At 49.3% G+C, this 22,784-nt stretch carries 22 protein-coding genes; 20 read left to right on the forward strand and 2 right to left on the reverse strand.

Annotated elements, in window-relative coordinates:
• Positions 1-16 precede the first annotated feature (16 nt).
• From dinD to F5I99_RS16815, 17 genes are all read left to right on the forward strand, one after another.
• Positions 17-859 (forward strand): DNA damage-inducible protein D, encoded by an 843-nt coding sequence (dinD, locus tag F5I99_RS16735; RefSeq protein ID WP_151057990.1) that lies wholly within the window; start codon positions 17-19, stop codon positions 857-859.
• Positions 859-2,043: a restriction endonuclease subunit S gene (locus F5I99_RS16740; protein WP_151057991.1), complete on the forward strand. Its 1,185-nt coding sequence runs from the start codon at positions 859-861 to the stop codon at positions 2,041-2,043. Before dinD ends, F5I99_RS16740 begins: the two co-directional genes overlap by 1 nt.
• On the forward strand, positions 2,040-4,268 hold the full coding sequence (locus F5I99_RS16745) for an AAA family ATPase (protein ID WP_151057994.1): 2,229 nt from the start codon (positions 2,040-2,042) through the stop codon (positions 4,266-4,268). The genes F5I99_RS16740 and F5I99_RS16745 overlap by 4 nt, the downstream gene beginning before the upstream one ends.
• A 173-nt stretch (positions 4,269-4,441) precedes the next feature.
• Positions 4,442-5,446, forward strand: a complete 1,005-nt coding sequence (locus tag F5I99_RS16750; protein ID WP_151057996.1) for a virulence RhuM family protein — start codon at positions 4,442-4,444, stop codon at positions 5,444-5,446.
• Positions 5,443-6,561, forward strand: a complete 1,119-nt coding sequence (locus F5I99_RS16755) for an AAA family ATPase (protein WP_151057998.1) — start codon at positions 5,443-5,445, stop codon at positions 6,559-6,561. Before F5I99_RS16750 ends, F5I99_RS16755 begins: the two co-directional genes overlap by 4 nt.
• Positions 6,558-8,168 (forward strand): type I restriction-modification system subunit M, encoded by a 1,611-nt coding sequence (locus F5I99_RS16760; protein ID WP_151058000.1) that lies wholly within the window; start codon positions 6,558-6,560, stop codon positions 8,166-8,168. The genes F5I99_RS16755 and F5I99_RS16760 overlap by 4 nt, the downstream gene beginning before the upstream one ends.
• A gap of 213 nt (positions 8,169-8,381) precedes the next feature.
• A complete protein-coding gene (ureA, locus tag F5I99_RS16765; protein ID WP_151058002.1) occupies positions 8,382-8,684 on the forward strand; it encodes an urease subunit gamma in 303 nt (100 codons plus the stop codon).
• Between the two features lie 11 nt (positions 8,685-8,695).
• On the forward strand, positions 8,696-9,001 hold the full coding sequence (locus F5I99_RS16770) for an urease subunit beta (protein WP_151058004.1): 306 nt from the start codon (positions 8,696-8,698) through the stop codon (positions 8,999-9,001).
• Between the two features lie 18 nt (positions 9,002-9,019).
• The gene (ureC, locus tag F5I99_RS16775; RefSeq protein ID WP_151058006.1) at positions 9,020-10,723 is read left to right on the forward strand and encodes an urease subunit alpha; all 1,704 of its coding nucleotides are present in this window, start codon (positions 9,020-9,022) and stop codon (positions 10,721-10,723) included.
• 29 nt (positions 10,724-10,752) lie between these two features.
• The gene (ureE, locus tag F5I99_RS16780) at positions 10,753-11,229 is read left to right on the forward strand and encodes an urease accessory protein UreE (RefSeq protein WP_151058008.1); all 477 of its coding nucleotides are present in this window, start codon (positions 10,753-10,755) and stop codon (positions 11,227-11,229) included.
• Positions 11,230-11,252: 23 nt separating this feature from the next.
• The gene (locus F5I99_RS16785; RefSeq protein WP_151058010.1) at positions 11,253-11,810 is read left to right on the forward strand and encodes a HupE/UreJ family protein; all 558 of its coding nucleotides are present in this window, start codon (positions 11,253-11,255) and stop codon (positions 11,808-11,810) included.
• A gap of 4 nt (positions 11,811-11,814) precedes the next feature.
• Positions 11,815-12,480 (forward strand): urease accessory protein UreF, encoded by a 666-nt coding sequence (locus tag F5I99_RS16790; protein ID WP_151058011.1) that lies wholly within the window; start codon positions 11,815-11,817, stop codon positions 12,478-12,480.
• 20 nt (positions 12,481-12,500) lie between these two features.
• Positions 12,501-13,121, forward strand: a complete 621-nt coding sequence (gene ureG, locus F5I99_RS16795; protein ID WP_151058013.1) for an urease accessory protein UreG — start codon at positions 12,501-12,503, stop codon at positions 13,119-13,121.
• 15 nt (positions 13,122-13,136) lie between these two features.
• Positions 13,137-13,994, forward strand: coding sequence for an urease accessory protein UreD (locus F5I99_RS16800; RefSeq protein WP_151058015.1), 858 nt, complete (start codon positions 13,137-13,139; stop codon positions 13,992-13,994).
• A 231-nt stretch (positions 13,995-14,225) separates the two neighbouring features.
• Positions 14,226-15,005, forward strand: coding sequence for a lipase family protein (locus F5I99_RS16805; RefSeq protein WP_151058017.1), 780 nt, complete (start codon positions 14,226-14,228; stop codon positions 15,003-15,005).
• A complete protein-coding gene (locus F5I99_RS16810) occupies positions 14,996-15,721 on the forward strand; it encodes a hypothetical protein (RefSeq protein WP_151058019.1) in 726 nt (241 codons plus the stop codon). Before F5I99_RS16805 ends, F5I99_RS16810 begins: the two co-directional genes overlap by 10 nt.
• Entirely contained in the window at positions 15,694-16,485 is a 792-nt protein-coding gene (locus F5I99_RS16815) for a hypothetical protein (RefSeq protein WP_151058021.1), read from the forward strand. Before F5I99_RS16810 ends, F5I99_RS16815 begins: the two co-directional genes overlap by 28 nt.
• Before the next feature lie 95 nt (positions 16,486-16,580).
• On the opposite strand, the gene F5I99_RS16820 is transcribed toward F5I99_RS16815, so the two are convergent.
• Positions 16,581-17,495, reverse strand: coding sequence for a DMT family transporter (locus F5I99_RS16820; RefSeq protein ID WP_151058023.1), 915 nt, complete (start codon positions 17,493-17,495; stop codon positions 16,581-16,583).
• Between the two features lie 188 nt (positions 17,496-17,683).
• On the opposite strand from F5I99_RS16820, the gene F5I99_RS16825 reads away from it, so the two are divergent.
• Together F5I99_RS16825 and F5I99_RS16830 are read left to right on the forward strand one after the other, a co-directional pair.
• A complete protein-coding gene (locus F5I99_RS16825; protein WP_151058025.1) occupies positions 17,684-18,598 on the forward strand; it encodes a helix-turn-helix domain-containing protein in 915 nt (304 codons plus the stop codon).
• Positions 18,599-19,008: 410 nt separating this feature from the next.
• Positions 19,009-20,919 carry an alkaline phosphatase D family protein gene (locus F5I99_RS16830; RefSeq protein WP_151058027.1) on the forward strand — a complete coding sequence of 637 codons (1,911 nt, stop codon included), beginning with the start codon at positions 19,009-19,011 and terminating at the stop codon, positions 20,917-20,919.
• A gap of 11 nt (positions 20,920-20,930) precedes the next feature.
• Here the strand turns inward: F5I99_RS16830 and F5I99_RS16835 are convergent, their stop codons facing one another.
• Positions 20,931-21,482 (reverse strand): XRE family transcriptional regulator, encoded by a 552-nt coding sequence (locus F5I99_RS16835; RefSeq protein WP_151058029.1) that lies wholly within the window; start codon positions 21,480-21,482, stop codon positions 20,931-20,933.
• A 118-nt stretch (positions 21,483-21,600) separates the two neighbouring features.
• Here F5I99_RS16835 and F5I99_RS16840 point away from each other — a divergent pair, with 118 nt between their 5' ends.
• Positions 21,601-22,782 (forward strand): benzoate/H(+) symporter BenE family transporter, encoded by a 1,182-nt coding sequence (locus F5I99_RS16840; RefSeq protein WP_325062998.1) that lies wholly within the window; start codon positions 21,601-21,603, stop codon positions 22,780-22,782.
• Positions 22,783-22,784: the final 2 nt, after the last annotated feature.

Below are 22,784 nucleotides of genomic sequence, written 5' to 3' on the forward strand. Positions count from 1 at the left end.
ATGCAAGGAGCGCAATATGAAAAATGAACTGGTTCATACCCTGACAGAGAGCTTCGAAAGCCACGCACAAGAGACGGAAAATGGCGTGGAGTACTGGCTCGCGCGTGATGTGCAGCACCTGCTGGGCTATACGAAGTGGGATAACTTTCTCAACGTAATTTCTAAAGCAAAGACGGCTTGTGAAGTATCGGAGCACAAAATTGCCGACCATTTTGCCGATGTCAGGAAAATGGTCGAACTTGGCTCTGGTAGCCAGCGAGAAATCAGCGATATCATGCTAACTCGGCTAGCCTGCTATCTGATAGCCCAAAACGGTGATCCAGTTAAGCAGGAGATTGCTTTCGCCCAAACTTACTTTGCCATGCAGACTCGCAAGGCGGAGCTAATTGAACAGCGTTTACTGGAAGCAGAACGGGTTTCAGCACGCAAAAAACTGTCCGCTACCGAGAAAGAACTTTCAGGAATTATTTTTGATCAAACTGGCGACAATCAGAATTTTGCTCTGATCCGCAGTAAAGGCGATACAGCGCTATTTGGCAAAAGCACCCAGGCGATGAAAGTACAGTGGCAAGTGCCAGATAAGCGGCCATTGGCAGACTTTGCCCCCACCATCCTTCTCAAAGCCAAAGATTTTGCCACCGAGATCACCATTCACAATGCCCGTGAACAGGCGATGCAAAGCGAACCGCAGATTTCACATGAGCACGTCACTAACAATGACGCAGTGCGCCAGACCCTGCTGAGTCGTGGCATTCGCCCAGAAAGCCTGCCATCCGCTGAAGATGTTAAAAAGGTAGAACGACGTTTGGCCGCCACAGAGAAAAAAGCGATTAAAAACCCTGATGGACTGGAAGAGTAATGAGTGAAAAGCAAGCATTAGTGCCTCGACTGCGCTTTCCTGAGTTTCAGGACTCGGGGGAGTGGGTGGAGAAGCCAATTGGGGATATTGGTGAAGTTGTTACTGGAAATACACCCAGTACGACTAACAGGGAATATTATGGTGGAGATATTATGTTTGCCTCTCCGGCAGATATATCGGAGCACCGTTTTGTTTCTAAAACATCAAAAACACTTTCGAGTCATGGGTTGGCCAATGCACGCAAAATTCCTGCACTCAGCATACTTTTTGTTTGTATTGGATCGACCATCGGAAAAGTAGCGCAAAACGCCAATTATTGCGCTACAAATCAACAAATTAACTCAATTGTTCCATTTAATGGCTATGTTAAAAACTTTATTTACTACGCGTTATATTTTTACTCTACCAAGATAGCAGCGCTCGCTGGAAAGCAAGCAGTACCTATTATCAATAAGTCTTTGTTTTCTTCTTCATCAATTCTTGTTCCGTCCAAGAAGGAAGAGCAACAAAAAATCGCCGACTGCCTATCATCCCTCGATGAGCTGCTCGCTGCGCAGTCAGACAAAATCGACGTCCTCAAAACCCATAAAAAGGGGCTGATGCAACAACTCTTCCCTCGCGAAGGCGAAACCATCCCACGCCTACGTTTTCCCGAGTTTCGGGATACGGAGGAGTGGGAGGAGAAGCTTCTTGGAAATATGTTATCTATAGGCAACGGGCGAGATCATAAACACCTTCCTGATGGTGATATTCCAGTCTATGGAACTGGTGGTTATATGCGCTCGGTCAATGACTATCTTTATGAAGGTGAAAGCGTATGTATCGGTCGTAAAGGAACAATCGACAAGCCAGTATTTCTTGTAGGTAAATTCTGGACTGTTGATACACTATTCTATACGTATGCATTTAAAAAATGCCTTCCGCGATTTGTATATTCTATATTCCAAAATATTGATTGGAAAAAACACAACGAAGCGGGCGGTGTTCCAAGTCTGTCTAAAGCAAATATCGAAAAAATAAAAGTTGCGGTACCTGGAATAAAAGAACAACAAAAAATCGCCGATTGCCTATCATCTCTAGATGCTCTGATTACCGCACAGACGGAAAAAATCGATGCTCTCAAAACCCACAAAAAAGGGCTGATGCAGCAGCTCTTTCCCTCTATGGATGAGGTTGAAGCGTGATCACTAAAATCAACCGACTGAACAACTTTGCCAATTATCGACAATTTCAATGGGGAGCCAACACCAACTTTACCAAACGAAACCTCATTTACGGTTGGAACTATTCGGGAAAGACAACACTTTCAAGGCTATTTCAAGTTCTGGAAGATCCAGGCGAGCTATCTCAATGGCAGGGGTGCCAATTCGATGTTGAGCTTCAAGACGGTAGAAGATTGACGCAAAGCAATCTTGCCAACACCCCGCGCGTTAAAGTCTTCAACCGCGATTTCATCCAAAGTAATTTCCAGCAAGAGCACAAAGCGCCGGCTGTATTCATCGTGGGCGGAAACACCATCCACTTGCGCAATCGCATTACTCGCCTGAACGAAAGTGAGGCAAAAACAACCACTATCAAAAAAAAGCGAAACGATACTTACCAGCAGCTCATAAGGGAGCTTGATTCGCTTGGAACAACGCATGCCCGTGCTGTTGCCACACTGACCGGCGACAAAACATATAACCGCACCAAACTGAATGTCGAAATAAACCGGATCAAAGCAACACCCCACACTTTTATCCTGACAGAGGATTGCCTCCAAGCCAAGGTATCACTGCTGCGCAGTACACAAGATTGGAAAAGCATCAATCAGGTAGCAAGCTTGGCAATCAACCTAGAGGCTTTGCGTCAGGAGCTCTCTGTTGTGCTGGAAAAGACGGCCACTAATGAGGCTATAGCTAAACTAAAAGAGAATCGTGAACTGGAGTCCTGGATTCGTGCGGGTCTGACGCACCACACGGATTCTGCAGAATGCGAGTTTTGTGGTTCAGCTATCACTGATGAGCGACTGTCGACCTTGCAAAGACACTTTTCCAAAGCATATGAAGATTTGACATCAGAAGTGGCATCCCAATTGGCAAGGATTGAAAATACAGAGTTCATTATCACACTCCCTGACGAACGTGATTTCATGCCTGACCTCAAAGCGCCGTTTGCTTTGCTCAAATCAAGAATTACAGATTGGATTACTTGGGCCAATACTGTCATCGCCGAATTCACAACACTTGCTAAACACAAGCAGCTATCCCTTGAATCACAAATTAGTTGTGCTGTGGATACTGGTCGAGCCTCTGAGATTACTCAAATCATTTTGGACATTAACTCGCTTGTCAAAACTCACAATCAAAAGTGCATGCAAATTGAAAAAGAAAAAGTTGCCGCCAAAGATGCTATCGAAAAGCATCAAGCGGCGAGTTTTTATCAAAACAATAATATTTCAGACAGAGAGGTAGAGATCCAAAAGGTCAATGACAAGGTAACTAAGGCCCAAAATTTATTGATGCGTATCGCCGGTAAAAAGGCTGCAATCGAAGTGCAGATTCAGCAGCAGTCCATCGCTGCACAAAAAATTGATGAAACGGTTCAGTTTCTTTTACCCGACAATAACATTTCAGTTGCAGAAGTACAGGGTGGTTCCTTTGAGTTCCGACGTGGTAGCTCGCTAGCCAATAATCTTAGCGAAGGCGAAAAAACTGCGATAACCTTCGCTTACTTTCTCACTACTCTTGAAAACAATGGCTCATCATTGAGTCAGACCATCGTCTTCATCGACGACCCTATCTCAAGCCTAGATTCAAATCATATCTACGCCATTTACGCGTTGATCACCAAGCGGCTGGACCCGTGCCTGCAAATTTTCGTAGCCACTCATAACAACGAGCTTTACACTCTACTTAAAGACCACTGGTTCGAAGCAAGGCAACAGTTTTCCAATCGAGATAATGCCTGCACATATTACACACGACGATTCCTTGATAGCGCCAATCACAAATGGAACTCAACGCTGGAAGATACTCCTGATCTACTGCGGAAATACAAATCTGAATATCAGTTTATTTTTGAACAGCTACATAAATTTTCATCATCTCAGGCTCCCTCGCTTCATGAGGCATACACTGCTCCCAACTTGCTGCGCAAATTTCTTGAAGCCTACCTCGGTTTCAAAAAACCGTGTATATCACAGTGGTCCAGAAAATTGGATCTGTTGTTTGACTCTGATATTAATCGGACTGAAATACAAAAATTCTCAGATGATGCATCACACCTGCAAGGCTTAAATCGTGCACTGCAACAGCCAGACTTCATTTCCAATGCACAGAACACCGTCAAGAAGGTCCTTAAAGCTCTAAAAGACAAAGACCCCCAGCATTACACATCCATGTGCACCGTTATTGGCGTTACACCTTGATTTTTATATTTAACAAATTAGGAATTGAGTAAAACCATGATCAGTCGAGATCAAGAGAAATTAGGCAATACCCTGTGGGATAGGGTGGATTGTCTTTCCAACATCAACGAATACAAGATCCCAATAACAGAACTGATGCTACAACCGTTACCCAGTTCAGAAGCTGTGAACCTATGAATGAGCTGATCCTCTACACCACCGAAGACGGCCAAAGCCAAATACAATTACGGGCTGATAATGGCACTGTCTGGCTTACTCAGTTGGAAATGGCGGAATTATTTCTGACCTCTAAGCAGAACATTGCCAAGCACCTTAAAGCCATCTTTTCCGAGGAAGAGTTAATCCAGGATTCAGTTGTCAACCACTGGTTGACAACTGCCGCTGACGGCAAGAGCTACCGCGTTGCGCATTATAACCTCGATGCCATTCTGGCCGTAGGTTATCGGGTACGTTCACCGCGTGGAGTGCAGTTCCGCCGCTGGGCCAGCACAGTACTTAGCGAGTTCCTGCGCAAAGGCTTTGTGATGGATGATGATCGACTCAAGAATCCTGATGGCCGTCCGGATTACTTCGATGAAATGCTGTCACGCATCCGGGATATTCGTGCCTCGGAAAAACGTTTTTACCAAAAAGTGCGTGAACTATTTGCCCTTAGTAGTGATTACGATAAAACAGATAAAAGTACCCAGCAGTTTTTTGCTACTGTACAGAACTTGTTGCTCTATGCTGTTACCCAGAAGACCGCAGCCGAATTAATTACTGAGCGCGCCAATCCTGATGACTCACATTTTGGCCTGTTGAGCTGGAAGGGATCGAAAGTGCGCAAACAAGATATTCTGATTGCCAAGAATTACTTGAACGAAGATGAAATAGATACCCTTAACCGGTTAGTGGTGATCTTCCTGGAAACCGCCGAGCTGCGTGCCAAGAGTCGTATCGAAACTCGCATGGCTTTCTGGCAGGCACGTGTTGGCGACATTATTAGTCAAAATGGCTTTCCGTTACTGACAGATGCTGGAACAATCAGCCATACACAGATGGAGCTAACCACCAGCGAACTCTACTCTGACTTTGATCAACGCCGAAAAGCACAAGAAGCGATCGTCGCTGATCAAACAGATGAAACTGCGTTAAAAGCGCTGGAAGACAAACTCAAACGCAGACCGGGAGATAAATGAGTAGCCAAACCTTTGAATTTGTCAGCTTGGCAAGTGTTGCTGAACATCTACGTGAAAAGCTTGAGCAGAAGAAATATGTTCTATTGTTCGCTTACAACGGGACAGGCAAAACACGCTTGTCCATGGCTTTTAAGGATCAGTGCAAGCAAGGCGAGGAGGAGTCAGCAGCCCGCGATACCTTATACTTCAACGCATTTACTGAAGACCTGTTCAATTGGGATAACGATCTGGATGGCAATTCACACCGATTGCTTCGCATGAATACCGATTCACGTTTTTTTAGTGGCCTTCAAGAGCTGGAAATGGAAAACCGAATCCGCCCACTGTTACGCCGCTATGCGGATTTTGATTTCTTCATCGATTACGAAATGAATGTGGTGAACTTTGTTCGTGAAGTGCCCTCTGTAGAAGGTACTGAAATGGTTGAGCACATTAAAGTTTCACGCGGCGAGGAAAATATCTTTATCTGGTGCTTTTTTCTCGCTGTCGCTCAATTGGCTGTGGACGAGCAAGAAGCCTATGATTGGGTGAAGTATCTCTATATCGACGATCCCATTTCATCGTTAGACGACAACAATGCCATTGCGGTTGCCAGTCATTTGGCCCAGTTGCTAAAGGGAAGCAATGAGAAGATTCGAACTGTCATTTCCTCCCATCACCACCTGTTCTTTAATGTGATGTGTAATGAGTTAGGCAAAGCCGAAAAATACTTCCTGAGCAAAGAAGCAAGTAGTTACCTTTTGACTAATACCGGTGAAACACCGCGCTACCATCATATTGCTTTGCTAAAACAGCTGCACAAGGTTGCTGAGTCTGGCGAGATTTACACTTACCATTTCAACATACTCCGAAGTATTTTAGAGAAAACAGCCACTTTTCATGGCTTCAAACATTTTTCAGATTGCATCAAGCAGGATAACGATGACTCTGATGGCATACTTCACACACGACTGGTGAATGTGTTAAGCCATGGCAATTATTCCCTTTATGAGCCGCAGCAGATGTTGTCTGAAAACAAGGAATACTTCCGTAAAATTCTGCGGGGCTTTATGAACAACTACCGCTTTAACCCGGAACTTTTTCCGGTATCTGATCAAGAGAATGCGAATACATGACCAAAGAACAGCTCAGCCAATTAGGCAAAACCCTCTGGGGTATTGCCGACGACCTGCGCGGTGCAATGAACGCCGACGATTTTCGCGACTACATGTTGTCGTTTCTGTTTTTGCGCTACCTGTCTGATAATTACGAAACGGCTGCCAAAAAAGAACTAGGGTCTGATTACCCTAAGCTGGAAAAAGAAGACCGTCGTGCACCCTTGGTAGTTTGGTATCAAGAGAATGCTGAGGATGTTGTTGAATTTGAAAAACAGATGCGCCGTAAGATGCACTATGTCATCCACCCGGATTACTTATGGAGCAGTATTGCCGAGCAGGCTCGCACCCAAAATGCTGAATTGCTGCAAACCCTGGTACGCGGTTTCAAGTACATTGAAAACGAGTCTTTTGCCAGTACATTTCAGGGGTTGTTCTCGGAAATCAATTTACATTCTGAAAAGCTGGGCAGAAGTGCAACTGATCGCAATAAAAAACTCTGCACTATCATTAGCAAGATCGCGGAAGGCATAGCTAAGTTTTCAACAGACAGCGATATGCTAGGCGATGCTTATGAGTACCTGATTGGCCAGTTTGCTGCGGGCTCAGGCAAGAAGGCCGGAGAATTTTATACACCGCAAACCGTCTCTACCATTCTGTCTCGCATTGTCACCCTGGATAGCCAAGACCCCTCCACGGGTAAAAAGAAAAAGCTAAACCGTGTGCTGGACTTCGCTTGTGGCTCTGGTTCCCTGCTGTTGAATGTACGTAAACAGATGGGACCGCATGGCATCGGCATGATCTATGGCCAGGAAAAGAACATCACCACCTATAACCTTGCCCGCATGAACATGCTGCTACACGGCATGAAGGATACTGAGTTTGAAATCCATCATGGTGACACACTGGAAAACGATTGGGACATTCTTAATGAGATGAACCCGGCCAAGAAACTCCAATGCGATGCTGTCGTGGCGAATCCACCCTTCAGCTACCGTTGGGAACCCAACGAGGTAATGGCTGAAGACTTCCGCTTCAAAAGCCACGGTCTTGCACCTAAGTCTGCAGCAGACTTCGCCTTTTTGCTGCACGGCTTCCACTTCCTGAGCGACGAAGGCACCATGGCGATCATCCTACCCCACGGCGTATTGTTCCGGGGTGGCTCAGAAGCGCGAATTCGTACCAAATTGCTTAAGGATGGGCACATCGACACAGTAATTGGCTTGCCTGCCAATTTGTTTTTCTCCACCGGAATCCCAGTCTGCATTCTGGTACTAAAAAAATGCAAAAAGCCGGATGATGTGCTTTTTATTAATGCCAGTAGCGAAGATAATTTTGAGAAAGGCAAACGGCAGAATTATTTACGGAAGGAAGATATCGACAAAATCATAGATACCTACCAATACCGTAAAGAAGCAGAGCGCTATGCTCGTCGAGTTAGCATGGCGGAGATAGAGAGGAATGACTACAACCTTAATATCACCCGCTATGTCAGCACGGCCAAAACCGAACCAGACATAGATCTGACAGCTGTTTATTCACAACTGACTGACTTAGAAGAGCGTATTGCCAAGGCTGCCGAGACACACAACAAATATTTGAAAGAGCTTGGCTTGCCGCCAGTATAATCGCACCAACTTAATGCCCTCCCATTTCCGAAGCACCAATTTGGTGCTTCGACTGCACTCCAAACGAACGTCACTGCACAGTTTTCGATATTTGATGAATGGCACACTCCTTGCAAAATGTCTTTAAACAAAGGCATGCAATCCTGTCAAACTGACACTGATTGTTAAATGCGCTTCAGCCTCCAAGACAGGCACTAACAAGAGACACTGAGTATGGAACTGTCACCCCGCGAAAAAGATAAACTTTTACTGTTTACCGCTGCACTGGTTGCCGAACGCCGCAAGGAGCGTGGCGTAAAGCTCAACTACCCCGAGTCTGTTGCCTATATCAGTGCCGCCATTATGGAAGGTGCACGGGATGGGCGTACTGTCGCTGAACTGATGGACTTCGGTCGTACCCTGCTAACCAGTGATGACGTTATGGATGGCATTCCCGATATGCTGCCGGAAGTGCAGATCGAAGCGACATTTCCAGATGGCACCAAATTGGTAACTATTCACGACCCGATTGTTTAAGGGAGCCCGATATGATTCCTGGAGAAATGAAAGTTGCTGAAGGCGATATTGAACTGAACGCAGGGCGTGAGACGCGACAGGTCAGCGTGGCGAACACCGGTGATCGACCGGTTCAAATTGGCTCGCACTATCACTTTTACGAAGCCAATAACGCCTTGGTATTTGATCGCGAAACCACACGGGGTTTTCGACTCAATATCGCCGCTGGCACAGCGGTTCGTTTTGAGCCAGGACAGAGCCGTACCGTGGAACTGGTGGCTTATGCCGGTGAGCGACGGGTGTTCGGCTTTCAGGGCAAAATACAGGGCGATCTATAACCAAGTCAGGAGCAGCACATGGCAACGATTTCACGACAGGCCTACGCCGAAATGTTTGGTCCAACTAAGGGTGATCGACTTAGACTGGCCGATACCGAGCTGTGGTTAGAGGTGGAAGACGACCTGACGATCTACGGTGATGAAGTTAAATTTGGTGGCGGCAAGGTTATCCGTGATGGCATGGGCCAAGCTCAGTGTCCCAGCGCCAAAACAGCGGATCTGGTGATCACCAATGCACTGATAGTCGATCATTGGGGCATTATCAAAGCCGACGTAGGCATTAAAGAAGGGCGTATCCTGAAGATCGGCAAAGCCGGCAACCCTGACACTCAGCCCGGGGTGGATATCATCATTGGCCCAGGCACGGAAGTCATTGCTGGCGAAGGTCAGATTCTCACGGCGGGTGGTATCGACGCACATATTCATTTTATTTGCCCACAACAGATCGAAGAAGCGCTCTGCTCCGGTGTCACCACCATGCTCGGTGGCGGGACAGGTCCTGCTACCGGCACCAATGCCACCACCTGTACGCCCGGTCCCTGGAATATTCATCGCATGCTCGAAGCAGCCGATGAATTTCCGATGAACCTCGGTTTTATGGGCAAGGGTAATGCCAGCCTGCCGGAAGCACTACGCGAACAGGTCTTGGCCGGTGCCATGGGGCTTAAGCTGCATGAAGACTGGGGCACTACACCTGCAGCCATCGACTGCTGCCTTAGTGTGGCTGATGAAATGGATGTGCAGGTCGCCATACATACCGATACGCTGAATGAATCCGGTTTTGTTGAGTCGACCCTCGCCGCGATCAACGGTCGGGTGATTCACACCTATCACACCGAAGGGGCCGGGGGTGGCCATGCGCCCGATATCATCAAGGCCTGTGGCGAAAGCAATGTACTGCCCTCCTCTACCAACCCCACCCGCCCGTATACGGTGAATACCGTAGACGAGCATCTGGATATGCTGATGGTCTGCCACCATCTGGATCCCTCCATTGCTGAAGATGTTGCCTTTGCTGAATCCCGCATCCGTCGTGAAACCATCGCTTCTGAAGATATCCTGCATGATCTGGGCGCTTTTTCGATGATATCGTCCGATTCACAGGCGATGGGTCGGGTTGGTGAAGTGATTATGCGCACCTGGCAGACCGCCCACAAAATGAGAGTGCAACGTGGGGCACTGTCTGAAGATACTGGCGAAAACGACAATTTCCGTATTAAGCGCTATATCGCCAAATACACTATCAACCCGGCTATCGCCCATGGCATCAGCCATGAAGTCGGCTCGATTGAGGCGGGTAAACTTGCCGATCTGGTGCTGTGGAAACCCGCTTTTTTCGGCACCAAGCCCAGCCTGATCCTCAAAGGCGGCTTTATCGCCATGGCCCCGATGGGTGATCCCAATGCTTCCATCCCGACACCGCAACCTGTGCATTACCGGCCTATGTTTGGTAGCTACGGCAAAGCCTGCCAGCAGACCTCCATGCTGTTTCTGTCCAAAGCGGCCATTGGCGCTGGGGTGCCTCAGCAGCTGGGGCTGAAAAGCCTGATAGGTGAAGTGCGTGATTGCCGAACAGCCAGCAAGGACAAGATGATTCACAACAGCTATCAGCCGGTGATCAGTGTCGACCCACAAACCTACGAGGTGTTGGCTGACGGGCAACTGCTAACCTGTGAGCCAGCCACGGAGCTACCGATGGCGCAGCGCTATTTCCTTTTTTAATCGCACCACAGCAACTCAACGGACAGAACATGATTCGACTCACTGAAAAACTGGACAGCCCGCAACCGACTGATGTCAGCCTGAGCCTGAGTATCGATCAGCGTATCCGCAGCCGCCTCAAGGTGCAGCTGGATGATGGCCGTGATGCCGGACTGTTTCTGCCACGCGGTCTGATTCTGCGAGGTGGAGACTGCTTACGTAGCGAATGTGGGCTCATAGTGCTAGTGAAAGCCTCACCAGAAACCGTTTCAACCGTGCGTTGTGACGACACTTTACTGTTAACTCGCGTGAGCTATCACCTGGGTAACCGCCATGTCCCCCTGCAGATAGCACTTGGTTTTGTGCGCTACCAGCATGACCATGTGCTGGATGCCATGGTCGAGGGCCTGGGCGTGAGTGTGATCTGCGAACAACAACCCTTTGAACCCGAAGCCGGTGCTTATAGCAGTGAGAGCGGTCACCATCATGGTCACAGCCATGCTCATGACCACTCGCATACGCATTAATCTGACTGATAAAGGAACGTCCCATGAAAACCACCTACACCTTCGCTATCACGGCCGCTCTGATGCTGGTTTCGCCCATGCTGCTGGCGCATTCCGGTCAGGATCACAGCCACAGCAGCTTTATTTCCGGCCTGCTGCATCCGCTCACCGGTCTTGACCACCTGACCATGCTGTTGGGGATAGGCGCATTGGGCGCCTGGCAGTCGGTAAAACAACGTACCCAGTTGTATACCGGCACTTTAGGCATCCTGTTTGCCGGTGCGATGCTGGGACTGCTGACTGGGTTTGGCACCGGAATCGAAGTGATGATTGTAGCCTCCATGTTCCTGATTGCTGTTGCGCTGTTCTTTGCCGCCCGTGGCCTGCTGCCGATGATCGCTGCACTGGCGCTGGTAATGTTCCACGGTTGGGCCCATGGACTGGAAATGCCCGCAGGCGGTGTCTTTACCTTTATGCCTGGCATGCTGATCATGGCGGCGCTGATCCTGGCGGCAGGCTTCGCCCTGGGTAAGACCTTTCAGCCCAAGTGGCTGGGCGCTGGCAGTGGTGCAGCGGCATTGTTGATTACTCTGCTGGGTTAATATCATGCTACCCAGCCTGCGCCTCTATCAGCTCATCAGCCCCTCTTTGCCTATCGGTGCATTCACCTATTCGCAAGGCCTGGAGTGGGCCATAGAGGCGGGCTGGGTCACAGATCAGCCAAGCCTGTATGCCTGGCTGGAAAGTGTACTCAAGCACAGTGTCGGCACCCTGGAGTTACCGGTATTAATCCGGCTGCATCAGGGTTTTGCACAGGCCGATAGCCAGCAGATCGATTACTGGTGCCAGTACCTCTGTGCCAGCCGGGAAACAGCCGAACTGCGTGCGGAAGAGTCGCAGCGCGGTAAGGCGTTAGCGGTATTGCTACCGTCGCTGGGCATAGAAATTCCGCCATCCAGTATCGATGCCGTCAAGTCGACACAGCTGGCGGGTATGGCGCTGGCCGCACAGCATTGGCAGATTCCGCTGGATGAGCTCTGCAGTGGCTACTTATGGAGCTGGCTGGAAAACAGCGTAATGGCGGGAGTTAAACTGGTGCCATTGGGGCAAACCAGCGGCCAGCAACTACTGCTCAGCCTGTCTGAAACCCTGCCCGAATTACAACAGCAAGCGCTGGCTATTACCGATGAGTCCATAGCCGGTTGCACCCCGGCACTGGCCATCGCCAGCGCCTGCCATGAAACACAATATACGCGTTTATTTCGCTCCTAATCTGTTAACAGGACCACATCATGAGTGACTACAAATCTCCTTTACGCATCGGTGTCGGTGGCCCGGTAGGTTCCGGTAAAACCGCACTGTTAGAAGTACTGTGCAAGGCAATCCGCGACCAATACAGCATCGCTGTGGTGACCAATGATATCTATACCCAGGAAGATGCCAAGATTCTGACCCGTGCCGAAGCACTGCCCGCGGATCGCATCGTCGGGGTTGAAACCGGCGGCTGCCCACATACCGCGATTCGTGAAGATGCCTCGATGAATCTCGCGGCCGTTGAAGAGCTCGCCAGACTGCATAAAGATCTGGATGTGGTGTTTGTCGAAAGTGGCGGTGATAACCTCAGCGCTACCTTCAGTCCGGAACTGGCCGACCTGACCATCTATGTCATCGATGTCGCCGAGGGTGAAAAAATTCCGCGCAAAGGTGGCCCCGGCATCACTAAATCCGACCTGCTGGTGATCAACAAGATCGACCTGGCACCCTATGTCGGCGCCAGTCTCGAAGTGATGGAAGCCGATACCCAACGCATGCGTCCAAACCGCCCTTATGTGTTCACCAACCTCAAGGAAGGCATCGGTCTGGATGTGATTATCGATTTTGTGATCAAACAGGGCATGCTGGATGCGGCCTGATAAGGATATGCCTGTATGACCGACCTGAGCCAGCCCAGTATAGAACCGGATACCCAGGATGGCTGGCGCGCACGCATTGCACTGGCCTACAGTCCTCGTCGTGAGCGTACCCGGCTGATCCACTGCCAGCGCATCGGGCCGTTATCTGTGCAGCGGGCGTTCTATCCGGAAGGCCCGGTTTGTCACAGCTATCTGCTGCACCCACCCGGTGGGGTTGTCGGGGGTGACCGGCTGGAAGTGGCGGTGCATGTACAGCCCGAAGCCCATACGCTGATCACCACCCCCGGTGCGACCAAGTTTTATCGCTCCGGAGGACGTCTGGCACAGTATCGCCAGCATTTTCAGGTCGCCGAACAGGCCGCACTTGAATGGCTGCCCCAGGAGAATATCTTTTTTCCGGACAGCCGACTGGCAATGCAGACGCACATTGAGCTGCACAGCGAGTCACGCTTTATCGGCTGGGAGATGCAATGCCTGGGACGTCCGGTGATCAACGAATGCTTTGATCGAGGGCAGATACGCTCATCGCTAAAGCTCAGTATCGATGCAAAGCCACTGCTGATTGAGCACTTCAACTCTGAGGCTGACCAGTTGCAGCAGGCGTCAGCAGGCCTCAGAGGCTACCCCATGCAAGCCACCCTGCTGATCCATCCCGCTGATGACGCTCTACTGGAGCAGGTCAGGGCGGTATTTACCCAATCAGCCGATGCCACTATTCTGGCCGGTGCCACCCGACTCGACAGCCTGATCGTGGTGCGTCTGCTGGGCCATCAAACCGAACCGTTATTAAAGCAGATGATAGCTATCTGGCAGGCGGTACGACCCAACGTTATGGGCCGTCCGGCTTGTCTGCCACGGATCTGGGCAACCTGAGTTATCTATCTGGCCCATAACAAAACACCTCCTCGAACACCCGCAGCCCCCCCTACCTGATACGCATCTTGTTGTGATTCATTACCCGGTACCAAACTCACTTCATATTGTATTCAGGTGCGATATTTTACAAAAAAAGGGGTTTATTTTAGAATCGATAACCGGAGTGAAGTTAAAAGCCTCTGCAAGGATGTATAGCAGAGTGAATCATCAAGGAATAAGGAAATAAAGATGCCCAGTCTGTTAGATCTCGCAAAAGCATGTGAAGCCAGTTATCAAAATATCCCGGAACTTGAAGGATGGACAAGACTTCAGCGTTACGGCCCCCGAACCAGTGGTTTTTTTGGCGTACTTTTCAGGCGACAATTAGACAATGGTATTTTTGAGAATATTTTAGCCTACCGTGGTACAGATGGCCTTCTGGATGGCGATATGGCCAGCAATCGTGACATTCTCCGCGGGCGCATGGTCAGGCAGTTCCCCGATGCATTTGCTGCACTACGCGATGCGCTGGAAAGAAGTGAAGGTCATGTGCTTTATATCACTGGCCACTCCTTAGGGGGTGGTTTGGCTGCCCTGTGTTCTGTGGATAAATGGCGTCGAGGCAGGCGCGATTTGCCAACAGTCACGTTTAATGCCCCCGGCGTCACGCGAAGTGCGCGCCATTTGTGGGGCAAAGGCTCTGTGCGCTTTGCTCGAGACCGTGTTATGAATGGGCTGGACACATATTACAATAGCCACCGAAAATCGCTGCATGTACAAACGGAAGGCGACCCAGTTGCCAATTTTGGTACACCGACCATGCGGGAGTTATTAACTCTACCAAACCTGGCGTGTGAATCAAGAGCACGAGAAACGCTCCCCGAAACCCATCGTCATCGCTCAGAATTAGGCATGGTTCCCACACTGCAACTCAGAACCTATACAGCCCTGTGCGCGCATAGCATCCGTAACCTGGTGCAAGTCCTTGAACGTGATCCCATCTATCAGGAGCCTCTCGAATGGTCATAAAATTTAAACGGCTATTGGTGCTGGGCAGCCTTACGCTTCTGCTCAGCGCCTGTCAGGAAGTCAGCACTGAACCTGGGGTTTCTGCAGGGGACTTAAGTGCCGCCTGTAAGGAGTTTAATGATGGCCTGGTGTATAACACTGAGTTTGCTCGGGTGTTTTCATTAGAGCCAGATGATGCGGTTGAGCTGGACTCTGGCCTGATGGCCGTGAGAGTGTATTGGACGGAGATGATTAACTTTCCCGACTCTCCCAAAATGCAGATGCAGCTCTATTTAGAACCGAGCGTGAACCTGCAATTTCCCAAAGATGAAGGCACCCATAATGGTATAGAAGCGCTGATACGCAGTGGTTTTCGATACTTTTCACATCGCCCTTATGCTTATCCTGATAATAACGATGAATTCAATTTTCGCTATGTGATTCAGGATGGTGATGAGCTGATGTCAGCCTATCTCTATCGCTACCGTACTAATCTGACCAGTACAGGCATTCAAGCCATTGAGCTAGGCACAACATTTCGAAGGAACCCGGTGGTGTATTTGTATATTGGTGAAGAGCCAGTTGATCGAAGACGAGACTCACTATTAGCGAATGACTTGTCTCAGGGAAAGCGGCATAACCCTGATGAGTTTTTAAAGCTGCGTATCCCGTCTGAATTGCAGTCAGTCATGCAATCTCCTTATCGCCCTTGTCAGGGAACGACTGCGCAGCGATGAACCTACTCAATTTAGCAAAGCCGTCTGTACGGCTTTTAATCTTAAACTGTCTTACCCTCCTGCTCAGTGCCTGCCAGGAGGCAAGTACTGAGCCTGATCTTGCCGTTGCTACTACCGACCACAATGCAGCAGTAAGCACAACGACCTGCCAGGAATTTAACGACGGCCTGATATATAACGCTGAATTTGCTCGGGTGTTTTCATTAGAGCCAGATGATGCGGTTGAGTTAGACCCTGGTTTGATGGCCGTGAGAGTGTATTGGACGGAGATGATTAACTTTCCCGACTCTCCCAAAATGCAGATGCAGCTCTATTTAGAACCGAGCGTGAACCTGCAATTTCCCAAAGATGAAGGCACACATAATGGTATAGAAGCGCTGGTACGCAGTGGCTTTCGATATTTTTCTCACAGGTCGCCAGGGTATGACCGAAGTAACGATGAATTCAATTTTCGTTATGTGATTCAAGATGGTGATGAGTTGATGTCTGCCTATCTTTACCGCTATCGCACCAATCTCACAAGTTCAGGCATTCAAGCCATTGAGTTAGGTACAACGTTTCGAAGGAACCCGGTGGTGTATTTGTATATTGGTGAAGAGCCTCCACCTGATAATAGGCAAAACTTAGGTGCCCTTCAGCACGGTTTGGCGGCTGGGCAATCACATGATCCTGCTCGCTATCTCAAGCTGCATATTCCATCAGAATTGCAGCCCGCTATGCAGTCTCCTTACCGCCCTTGCCAGGGAACAACTGCGCAGCGATGAGTTCACTCAATTTAGCAGAGCCGTCTGAGCATCTTAAACACCGACTCGATAGCACAGAAATGCGTTGCCAGCCAACCGCAAGCATATTCATGTCTTCATACCGAGGCTTTTATATCAGACGGCTTTACAGCGCGGTGCCACAGGGTCGTTTTTATAAACATCACCGCATTGCCGATCAAAATCATGACCAGACCGGCCAAGGCTGGGAGGGTCCAGACATATCCTTCATAGAAGGTTGAAATACCGAGTGCGACCAACGGAAACAGCAAGGTGGCGTAGGCGGCGGGTCCAGCCCCTATCCGCCCTATCAGAGCAAAGTAGGCACCGAAGCCAATAACCGAACCGAAAATCGCCAGATAAAACAATGCGCCCAGATAGCTCATACGGGTATCCAGCACGAAGGGCGTACCGCTGACCAACACAATACACAACAGCGTCAGGGCTCCATAACTCATGGCGTAGGCATTGGTGGATAGCAGATCCAGGCCTTTTCGCTGGTGACGCAAACTGATCATATTGCCCAGCGAAAAACCATAGGTACCCAGCAAGGCGCATCCCATGCCGAAAAACACCTCCAGGTCCAGTTGCTCACCACTGAGATCTGGCCAGAACAACAGCAGCATACCTGACAGGCCCAGGCCATTGGCCAGATAGATACGCGGGGTAATCGTTACCCGGAAGAACAACGCACTGTTGACCGCGTTAAACAGTACCGCCATGGAAAACACCACCGAGATTAGGCCCGAGGTGATGTACTGAGTGGCGGTGTAGAACAACAAAAAATTGAAGCAAAAGACACACATACCTTGCAGCAGGCAAAACAGGTGATCCCTGGTGCCAATGCGTCGCAGCCTCCCTGATAGCACCAGACAGATTAGCAATGTCGCACCAGCCAGGGCAAAACGGTAGAAAACCGACAAGGCCACAGGAACCTCGCCCAGTTGAAAGGCAATGGCAATCCAGGTAGTGCCCCAAATCAGTACAGTGGTGATATAGAGTATGGCATTCATCAAGGCTCTCCGAGCGCTAAGCTAGCGGGTTCATGCATTCATTTTGCCCAGATAACGACTAAACTGCTTGTAGATTAGCGGTTAACACTTGCACATTCTTGCGCTTTTTTATCACGGCAGCGTCTGCACAGCTTGGCAAGCACCGCATTGCTGCTTACTATCCATAGAGATACCTATCAGGAGTCGGCATGTCATCCCATTACCAAGTCGTTGAACAAATGCTTATGCATAAAGCAGACCTCAGGGCCACTGGCAGCCTGAGCAATGACATGGGGTTAGCTCGCTGGTACAACAGTCATGACCTGATCGAACTGGACTGTCCTAGTCATCACACCCTGAGCCTCTACGTTGCCGAAGGGCTGGAGTGTTATCGACGCACCCAAAATGGCTGGAAGAATGGCGGAGCTCCGGGACGCTTCTGCCTGATGCCCAAAGGTTTGGAGAGTGCCTGGGATGTACGGGGACCGCTGGAGTTTGTGCATCTGTACTTTACCGATCAGCATCTACTCAGTCTGGCAGAGCAGATATGGGATAGATCACCCGCCAGTCTGCAGTTGAATGAGCAGTACTTTGCTGAAGATGCCAGCATTACCGCACTCTATCAGCAGTTCCTGCTTAGCCTTGACTGGCAAGAACGCAGTCACCAGTTAGCACTTAGCAGCGCCAGTAACCTGTTGCTGATACACCTGCTCCGGAGCTTTTCCCAGTGCCAATGGCACTTGCCACGTGTGACGGGCGGCCTGGCACCCAGCCTGCTGAAACGCATTCAGGAATATATCGAAACCTATCTGGATCAACCCCTGCTGTTGCGCGATCTGGCTGAGCAGGCCTGCCTGAGTGAATACCACTTTTCCAGAATGTTCAGCCAAAGCCTCGGCATTGCGCCCCATCAATATGTTTTACAGCGTCGCTTACGGCGTGCCGAACAGTTATTGCAGAATAGCCCGCTTTCGTTGACTGAGATAGCCCAGCAATGTGGTTTCAGTTCATCCAGCCACTTCTCAAACCGCTTTCGTCAATCAAGAGGTATGCCCCCTTCTCAGCTACGTCAGGCGACTGAGAATAACGATACAAAACTAGTTCCTGACCAGAGGCCTTTGTAATGAATTACATCCTTCAACATCAGCAGACGCTCAATAACACCATCTGGTGCGCATCTGAGTGTGATTAACTGCTCGGGCCAGGCTCTCTCCAAAATAAAGATACCCAGCGGGTCTTTGCGAATACCCTAGCTGGTAGAACCAGAGTTTCTCGCCATGAAAACGAAACACGTTGTTGTCTTCGGTATTCGGCACATCAGAGGCTAAGATAACCTGAATACTCTTTTTAGAGAGTTGCCAAAGATTTTGCTACAGGAATCAATCATCATTTGTATTGTTCAAATGTGCTCCAAAAAGCACTGTAAGATAGAGTAGATGCGTAAAAAACCGCAAGCTATAAAAATTAATAGAAATGGAACTTCTTTGTCTGGGATGTTCTCAATAATTAAAAGAAACACAGGAGTTTGATAAGAGTGCACGAGACTATTACTCTATTAGCTGGGCCAATTCTAAGGCGCACGACACCATCAGAGGTGGTATTCTGGTGGGTCACAGATGCGCCAGCCGAGCCCAGCCTAAATCTTATTCCTCTGACACCTGATTCGAACACGGCAATAGCTGTTGACTGCACTCTAGCGCATCAACAAATGCAAGCCGGTGACTCCCTGTATATTCATTTATTGAAAGTCACGCCGGCTCGCGAATTACCAACTGACAAAGAAATTGAGTATGACTTGCGTCTGAATGGTTTAGGCTGGAATCACTGGGCAGAAGATCTGGTTTATCCCGGCCATAAAAAACCATTCTTTGTGATAAAGCCAAAACTGAGCCATATCTTGCATGGTTCTTGTCGAAAACCCCACCATGACTCTGGTGATGGATTAGTGCGTGTAGACACTCTGTTAGCATCCACGCCCACCGAAGAATGGCCGAGTTTACTGATCATGAACGGTGATCAAATCTATGCCGATGATGTTGCCGGACCCATGCTCTGGGCTATACATCATTTAATCCCACATTTGGGAATGCCTGATGAAACCTTACCTTGTGTAGACGTTAAACAAGCCTCACGTCTGCACAATGATACCCCTTGCTATTATTATCGAGAATCATTACTGCCAAATACCGAAGCCAGCCAAAAAATGTTATCGCAAGTTTTTGGCGGTGCTCGCAAGCCAGTTTTCACCTCTGCTTCTGCACATAACCACTTGATATCCATAGCAGAAGTTCTTGCGATGTATCTACTGGTGTGGTCGCCGGAAGGCTGGAAAAAACTAAATAATGACACACAAAAAGCACTTCCGAATGGCTTAAGTGCAACTGAAGAAGAGCAATTTCGTCGAGAACGGCGAGTGCTAGAGGGTTTTATTCGCTCTTTACCTCAGATTCGACGTGCCATGGCCCATCTGCCGGTCGCCATGATTTTCGATGATCATGATGTCACTGATGACTGGAATCTAACCGCTGAATGGGAACAGACCGCCTATGGCCATCCCTTCTCAGCGCGCATTATTGGTAATGCGCTTTTAGGTTATTTACTCTGTCAGGGCTGGGGCAATGCCCCTGAGCACTTTTCTGATGAGTTAATGGATCGCGTACAACATGCCCTGGAAAAACCCGGATCAGAGCAGCATGACCATTTGTTACAGGAGTTATTAGCCTTTTCCCAATGGCATTACCTTTGGCCAACAAGCCCTACGCTATTGGTACTCGATACCCGCACCCATCGCTGGCGTTCGGAAGAGTCCCTGGCTAAACCGTCTGGCCTGATGGACTGGGAGGCCTTAACTGACTTGCAACAACAGCTGATGAACCTGGATGCCGTTGTACTGGTCTCTCCCGCACCGATTTTTGGCGTTAAGTTAATTGAGAATATTCAACGCGTATTCACCTGGTTTGGTAAACCCTTGCTGGTAGATGCAGAAAACTGGATGGCTCACCCAGGATCTGCCTCTACATTATTGAATATGTTTCGTCATGCTAAAACACCCAAACATTTCATTATATTATCCGGCGATGTGCATTACTCGTTTGTCTATAAAGTGCAATTACGCGGGATCAACAGCCGACCTGATGTCTGGCAAATCACCAGCAGTGGTATTAAAAACGAATTTCCCAAACGCCTGTTAGATGTGTTTGATCGCTTAAATCGCTGGCTATACTCACCTAAATCACCACTAAACTGGTTCACTCGACGCCGTCGAATGCGCGTCATACCGCATAAACCAGATCATGCCGATAAGGGTGAAAGACTCCTGAATGCGTCAGGCATAGGCTTGGTTTCGCTTAATGATGATGGCTCGCCGAAGGCTGTCACTCAACTGTGTGCAGACGGCCGCGATGTGTACTTTAAACTTTCGGAAAGTGATGCTCGCTGGGATTAATTCGACCCTCATCACGCATAATGAATCACATCCTCAAACACCAGTAGACCCTGACCGGCATTGCGATAACCATGCGGTTGGTCGGCATCAAAACACACAGTTTCCCCCGCCTGGTAACACTGCCATTCACCCGCCAGCCACAACTCCAACTCACCTTCCAGCACCAGTAAACGCTCCGTAACCCCCGTCTGGTGTGCATCTGAGTGTGATTCACTGCCCGGTGCCAGTCGTAGCTCCACCCATTCAAAGTTAACACTGGGATCAAAGGCAAAGCGTACCGTCACCTCAATACCCGGATCAGATTCAAGCGCATGTAAATGCTCATTGTCAGCCAAGGCTAGCGGATTAAAAGATAACCCTCCGACCAGGCGGGTGAAAGAGATCTGAAAACCGGTTGCAACCTTCCACAGGGTGGCAATGGTCGGACTGGATTCACCGCGTTCTATCTGTCCCAGCATGGCCTTGCTGACACCCGTTTGTGCTGCCGCGTGATCCAGACTCCAGCCCAGTGACCGTCTCAATTCGCGCAGACGTTTACCTAATGCCACAGTTACCTTCTCCATCCACCCGCCTGCTATCAAGAATATGATTTGTGCACTATAACGCACAATGCTATGCTCGCCAAATAATGCGCTATAACGCACAAACAGAACGCATAACCAGAGCTATCAGGATCAGACCATGGCACTAATGAAAGACTTTTCGCTCTCGTCCATTACGGCAGGCTTTGTCGCCGTGCTGGTCGGTTACACCAGCTCGGCCGTGATCATCTTTCAAGCGGCGGCGGCTGCAGGGGCATCACAAGCAGAAGTAACCTCCTGGTTTTTTGCGCTGGGCATCGGGATGGGCCTGTCCACGCTGGGGTTATCGCTGTATTACAAAACCCCGATCTTAACAGCCTGGTCTACGCCTGGCGCTGCACTGTTAGTGACCAGCCTACCTGGACTGTCGATGGCTGAAGCGACAGGTGCGTTTATTTTTTGCGGTGCTTTAATCACACTTGCGGGTATTACTGGCTGGTTTGAACGTTTGATGAAGTTTTTACCCCAGGAATTGGCAACGGCGATGCTGGCAGGCGTTCTTTTACAGTTTGGATTAGCGGCCTTTAAGTCCGCCGAAACTCACCTGATCTTAGTGATCAGCATGTTTCTTGTGTATTTAATCAGCAAACGGTTGTTACCCCGCTATGCAATCTTAATCGTATTAACGGGTGCGGTGGCGATGGTGTCCTGGATGGGGGAATTTGATCTGGATACACTGGCTTTTCAGTTTGCCATCCCTGTTTTTACCGCGCCGTCTTTTTCATTTGCCGCCCTCATCGGTGTCGGTATTCCATTGTTTATCGTTACCATGGCCTCTCAAAATATGCCCGGCATCGCAGTGATTAAAGCCTCAGGTTATAACCCACCTTTATCTCCCATCATCACCTGGACAGGTATCACCACCCTGTTACTGGCTCCATTGGGTGCATTTGCCCTCAATTTAGCGGCGATTACGGCCGCTATTTGCATGAGTGAAGAAGCGCATCCTGATAAGCAGCGCCGTTACACCGCTGCCGTATCCGCCAGCATTTTCTATATTGTCAGTGGCCTGCTCGCAGCCTCAGTGGCGACCTTAATGTTCGCCTTTCCGCAAGCCTTAGTATTGACCTTGGCCGGACTGGCCTTGCTGTCAACGATCGGAAACAGTCTGGCTGTCGCGTTAGGGAACACAGAGGGTCGAGAAGCAGCTTTAATCACGTTTCTGGCCACCGCATCGGGGATGACATTGTTTGGTATTGGCAGTGCTTTCTGGGGATTATTGGCAGGGATGTTGGCTTGGCATCTAATGCGCAAACCAACAGAGCAACAACCTTCTGTGTGATG

This window comes from Nitrincola iocasae (assembly GCF_008727795.1).
GTDB classification, from domain to species: Bacteria; Pseudomonadota; Gammaproteobacteria; order Pseudomonadales; family Balneatricaceae; genus Nitrincola; species Nitrincola iocasae.

What these genes read in the sequence shown, in the direction of transcription:
- dinD (WP_151057990.1), top strand. Translation starts at nt 17, where the DNA reads ATGAAAAATGAACTGGTTCATACCCTGACAGAGAGCTTCGAAAGCCAC.
- F5I99_RS16740 (WP_151057991.1), top strand. Translation starts at nt 859, where the DNA reads ATGAGTGAAAAGCAAGCATTAGTGCCTCGACTGCGCTTTCCTGAGTTT.
- F5I99_RS16750 (WP_151057996.1), top strand. Translation starts at nt 4,442, where the DNA reads ATGAATGAGCTGATCCTCTACACCACCGAAGACGGCCAAAGCCAAATA.
- F5I99_RS16755 (WP_151057998.1), top strand. Translation starts at nt 5,443, where the DNA reads ATGAGTAGCCAAACCTTTGAATTTGTCAGCTTGGCAAGTGTTGCTGAA.
- F5I99_RS16760 (WP_151058000.1), top strand. Translation starts at nt 6,558, where the DNA reads ATGACCAAAGAACAGCTCAGCCAATTAGGCAAAACCCTCTGGGGTATT.
- ureA (WP_151058002.1), top strand. Translation starts at nt 8,382, where the DNA reads ATGGAACTGTCACCCCGCGAAAAAGATAAACTTTTACTGTTTACCGCT.
- F5I99_RS16770 (WP_151058004.1), top strand. Translation starts at nt 8,696, where the DNA reads ATGATTCCTGGAGAAATGAAAGTTGCTGAAGGCGATATTGAACTGAAC.
- ureC (WP_151058006.1), top strand. Translation starts at nt 9,020, where the DNA reads ATGGCAACGATTTCACGACAGGCCTACGCCGAAATGTTTGGTCCAACT.
- ureE (WP_151058008.1), top strand. Translation starts at nt 10,753, where the DNA reads ATGATTCGACTCACTGAAAAACTGGACAGCCCGCAACCGACTGATGTC.
- F5I99_RS16785 (WP_151058010.1), top strand. Translation starts at nt 11,253, where the DNA reads ATGAAAACCACCTACACCTTCGCTATCACGGCCGCTCTGATGCTGGTT.
- F5I99_RS16790 (WP_151058011.1), top strand. Translation starts at nt 11,815, where the DNA reads ATGCTACCCAGCCTGCGCCTCTATCAGCTCATCAGCCCCTCTTTGCCT.
- ureG (WP_151058013.1), top strand. Translation starts at nt 12,501, where the DNA reads ATGAGTGACTACAAATCTCCTTTACGCATCGGTGTCGGTGGCCCGGTA.
- F5I99_RS16800 (WP_151058015.1), top strand. Translation starts at nt 13,137, where the DNA reads ATGACCGACCTGAGCCAGCCCAGTATAGAACCGGATACCCAGGATGGC.
- F5I99_RS16805 (WP_151058017.1), top strand. Translation starts at nt 14,226, where the DNA reads ATGCCCAGTCTGTTAGATCTCGCAAAAGCATGTGAAGCCAGTTATCAA.
- F5I99_RS16810 (WP_151058019.1), top strand. Translation starts at nt 14,996, where the DNA reads ATGGTCATAAAATTTAAACGGCTATTGGTGCTGGGCAGCCTTACGCTT.
- F5I99_RS16820 (WP_151058023.1), bottom strand. Translation starts at nt 17,495, where the DNA reads ATGAATGCCATACTCTATATCACCACTGTACTGATTTGGGGCACTACC.
- F5I99_RS16825 (WP_151058025.1), top strand. Translation starts at nt 17,684, where the DNA reads ATGTCATCCCATTACCAAGTCGTTGAACAAATGCTTATGCATAAAGCA.
- F5I99_RS16835 (WP_151058029.1), bottom strand. Translation starts at nt 21,482, where the DNA reads ATGGAGAAGGTAACTGTGGCATTAGGTAAACGTCTGCGCGAATTGAGA.
- F5I99_RS16840 (WP_325062998.1), top strand. Translation starts at nt 21,601, where the DNA reads ATGGCACTAATGAAAGACTTTTCGCTCTCGTCCATTACGGCAGGCTTT.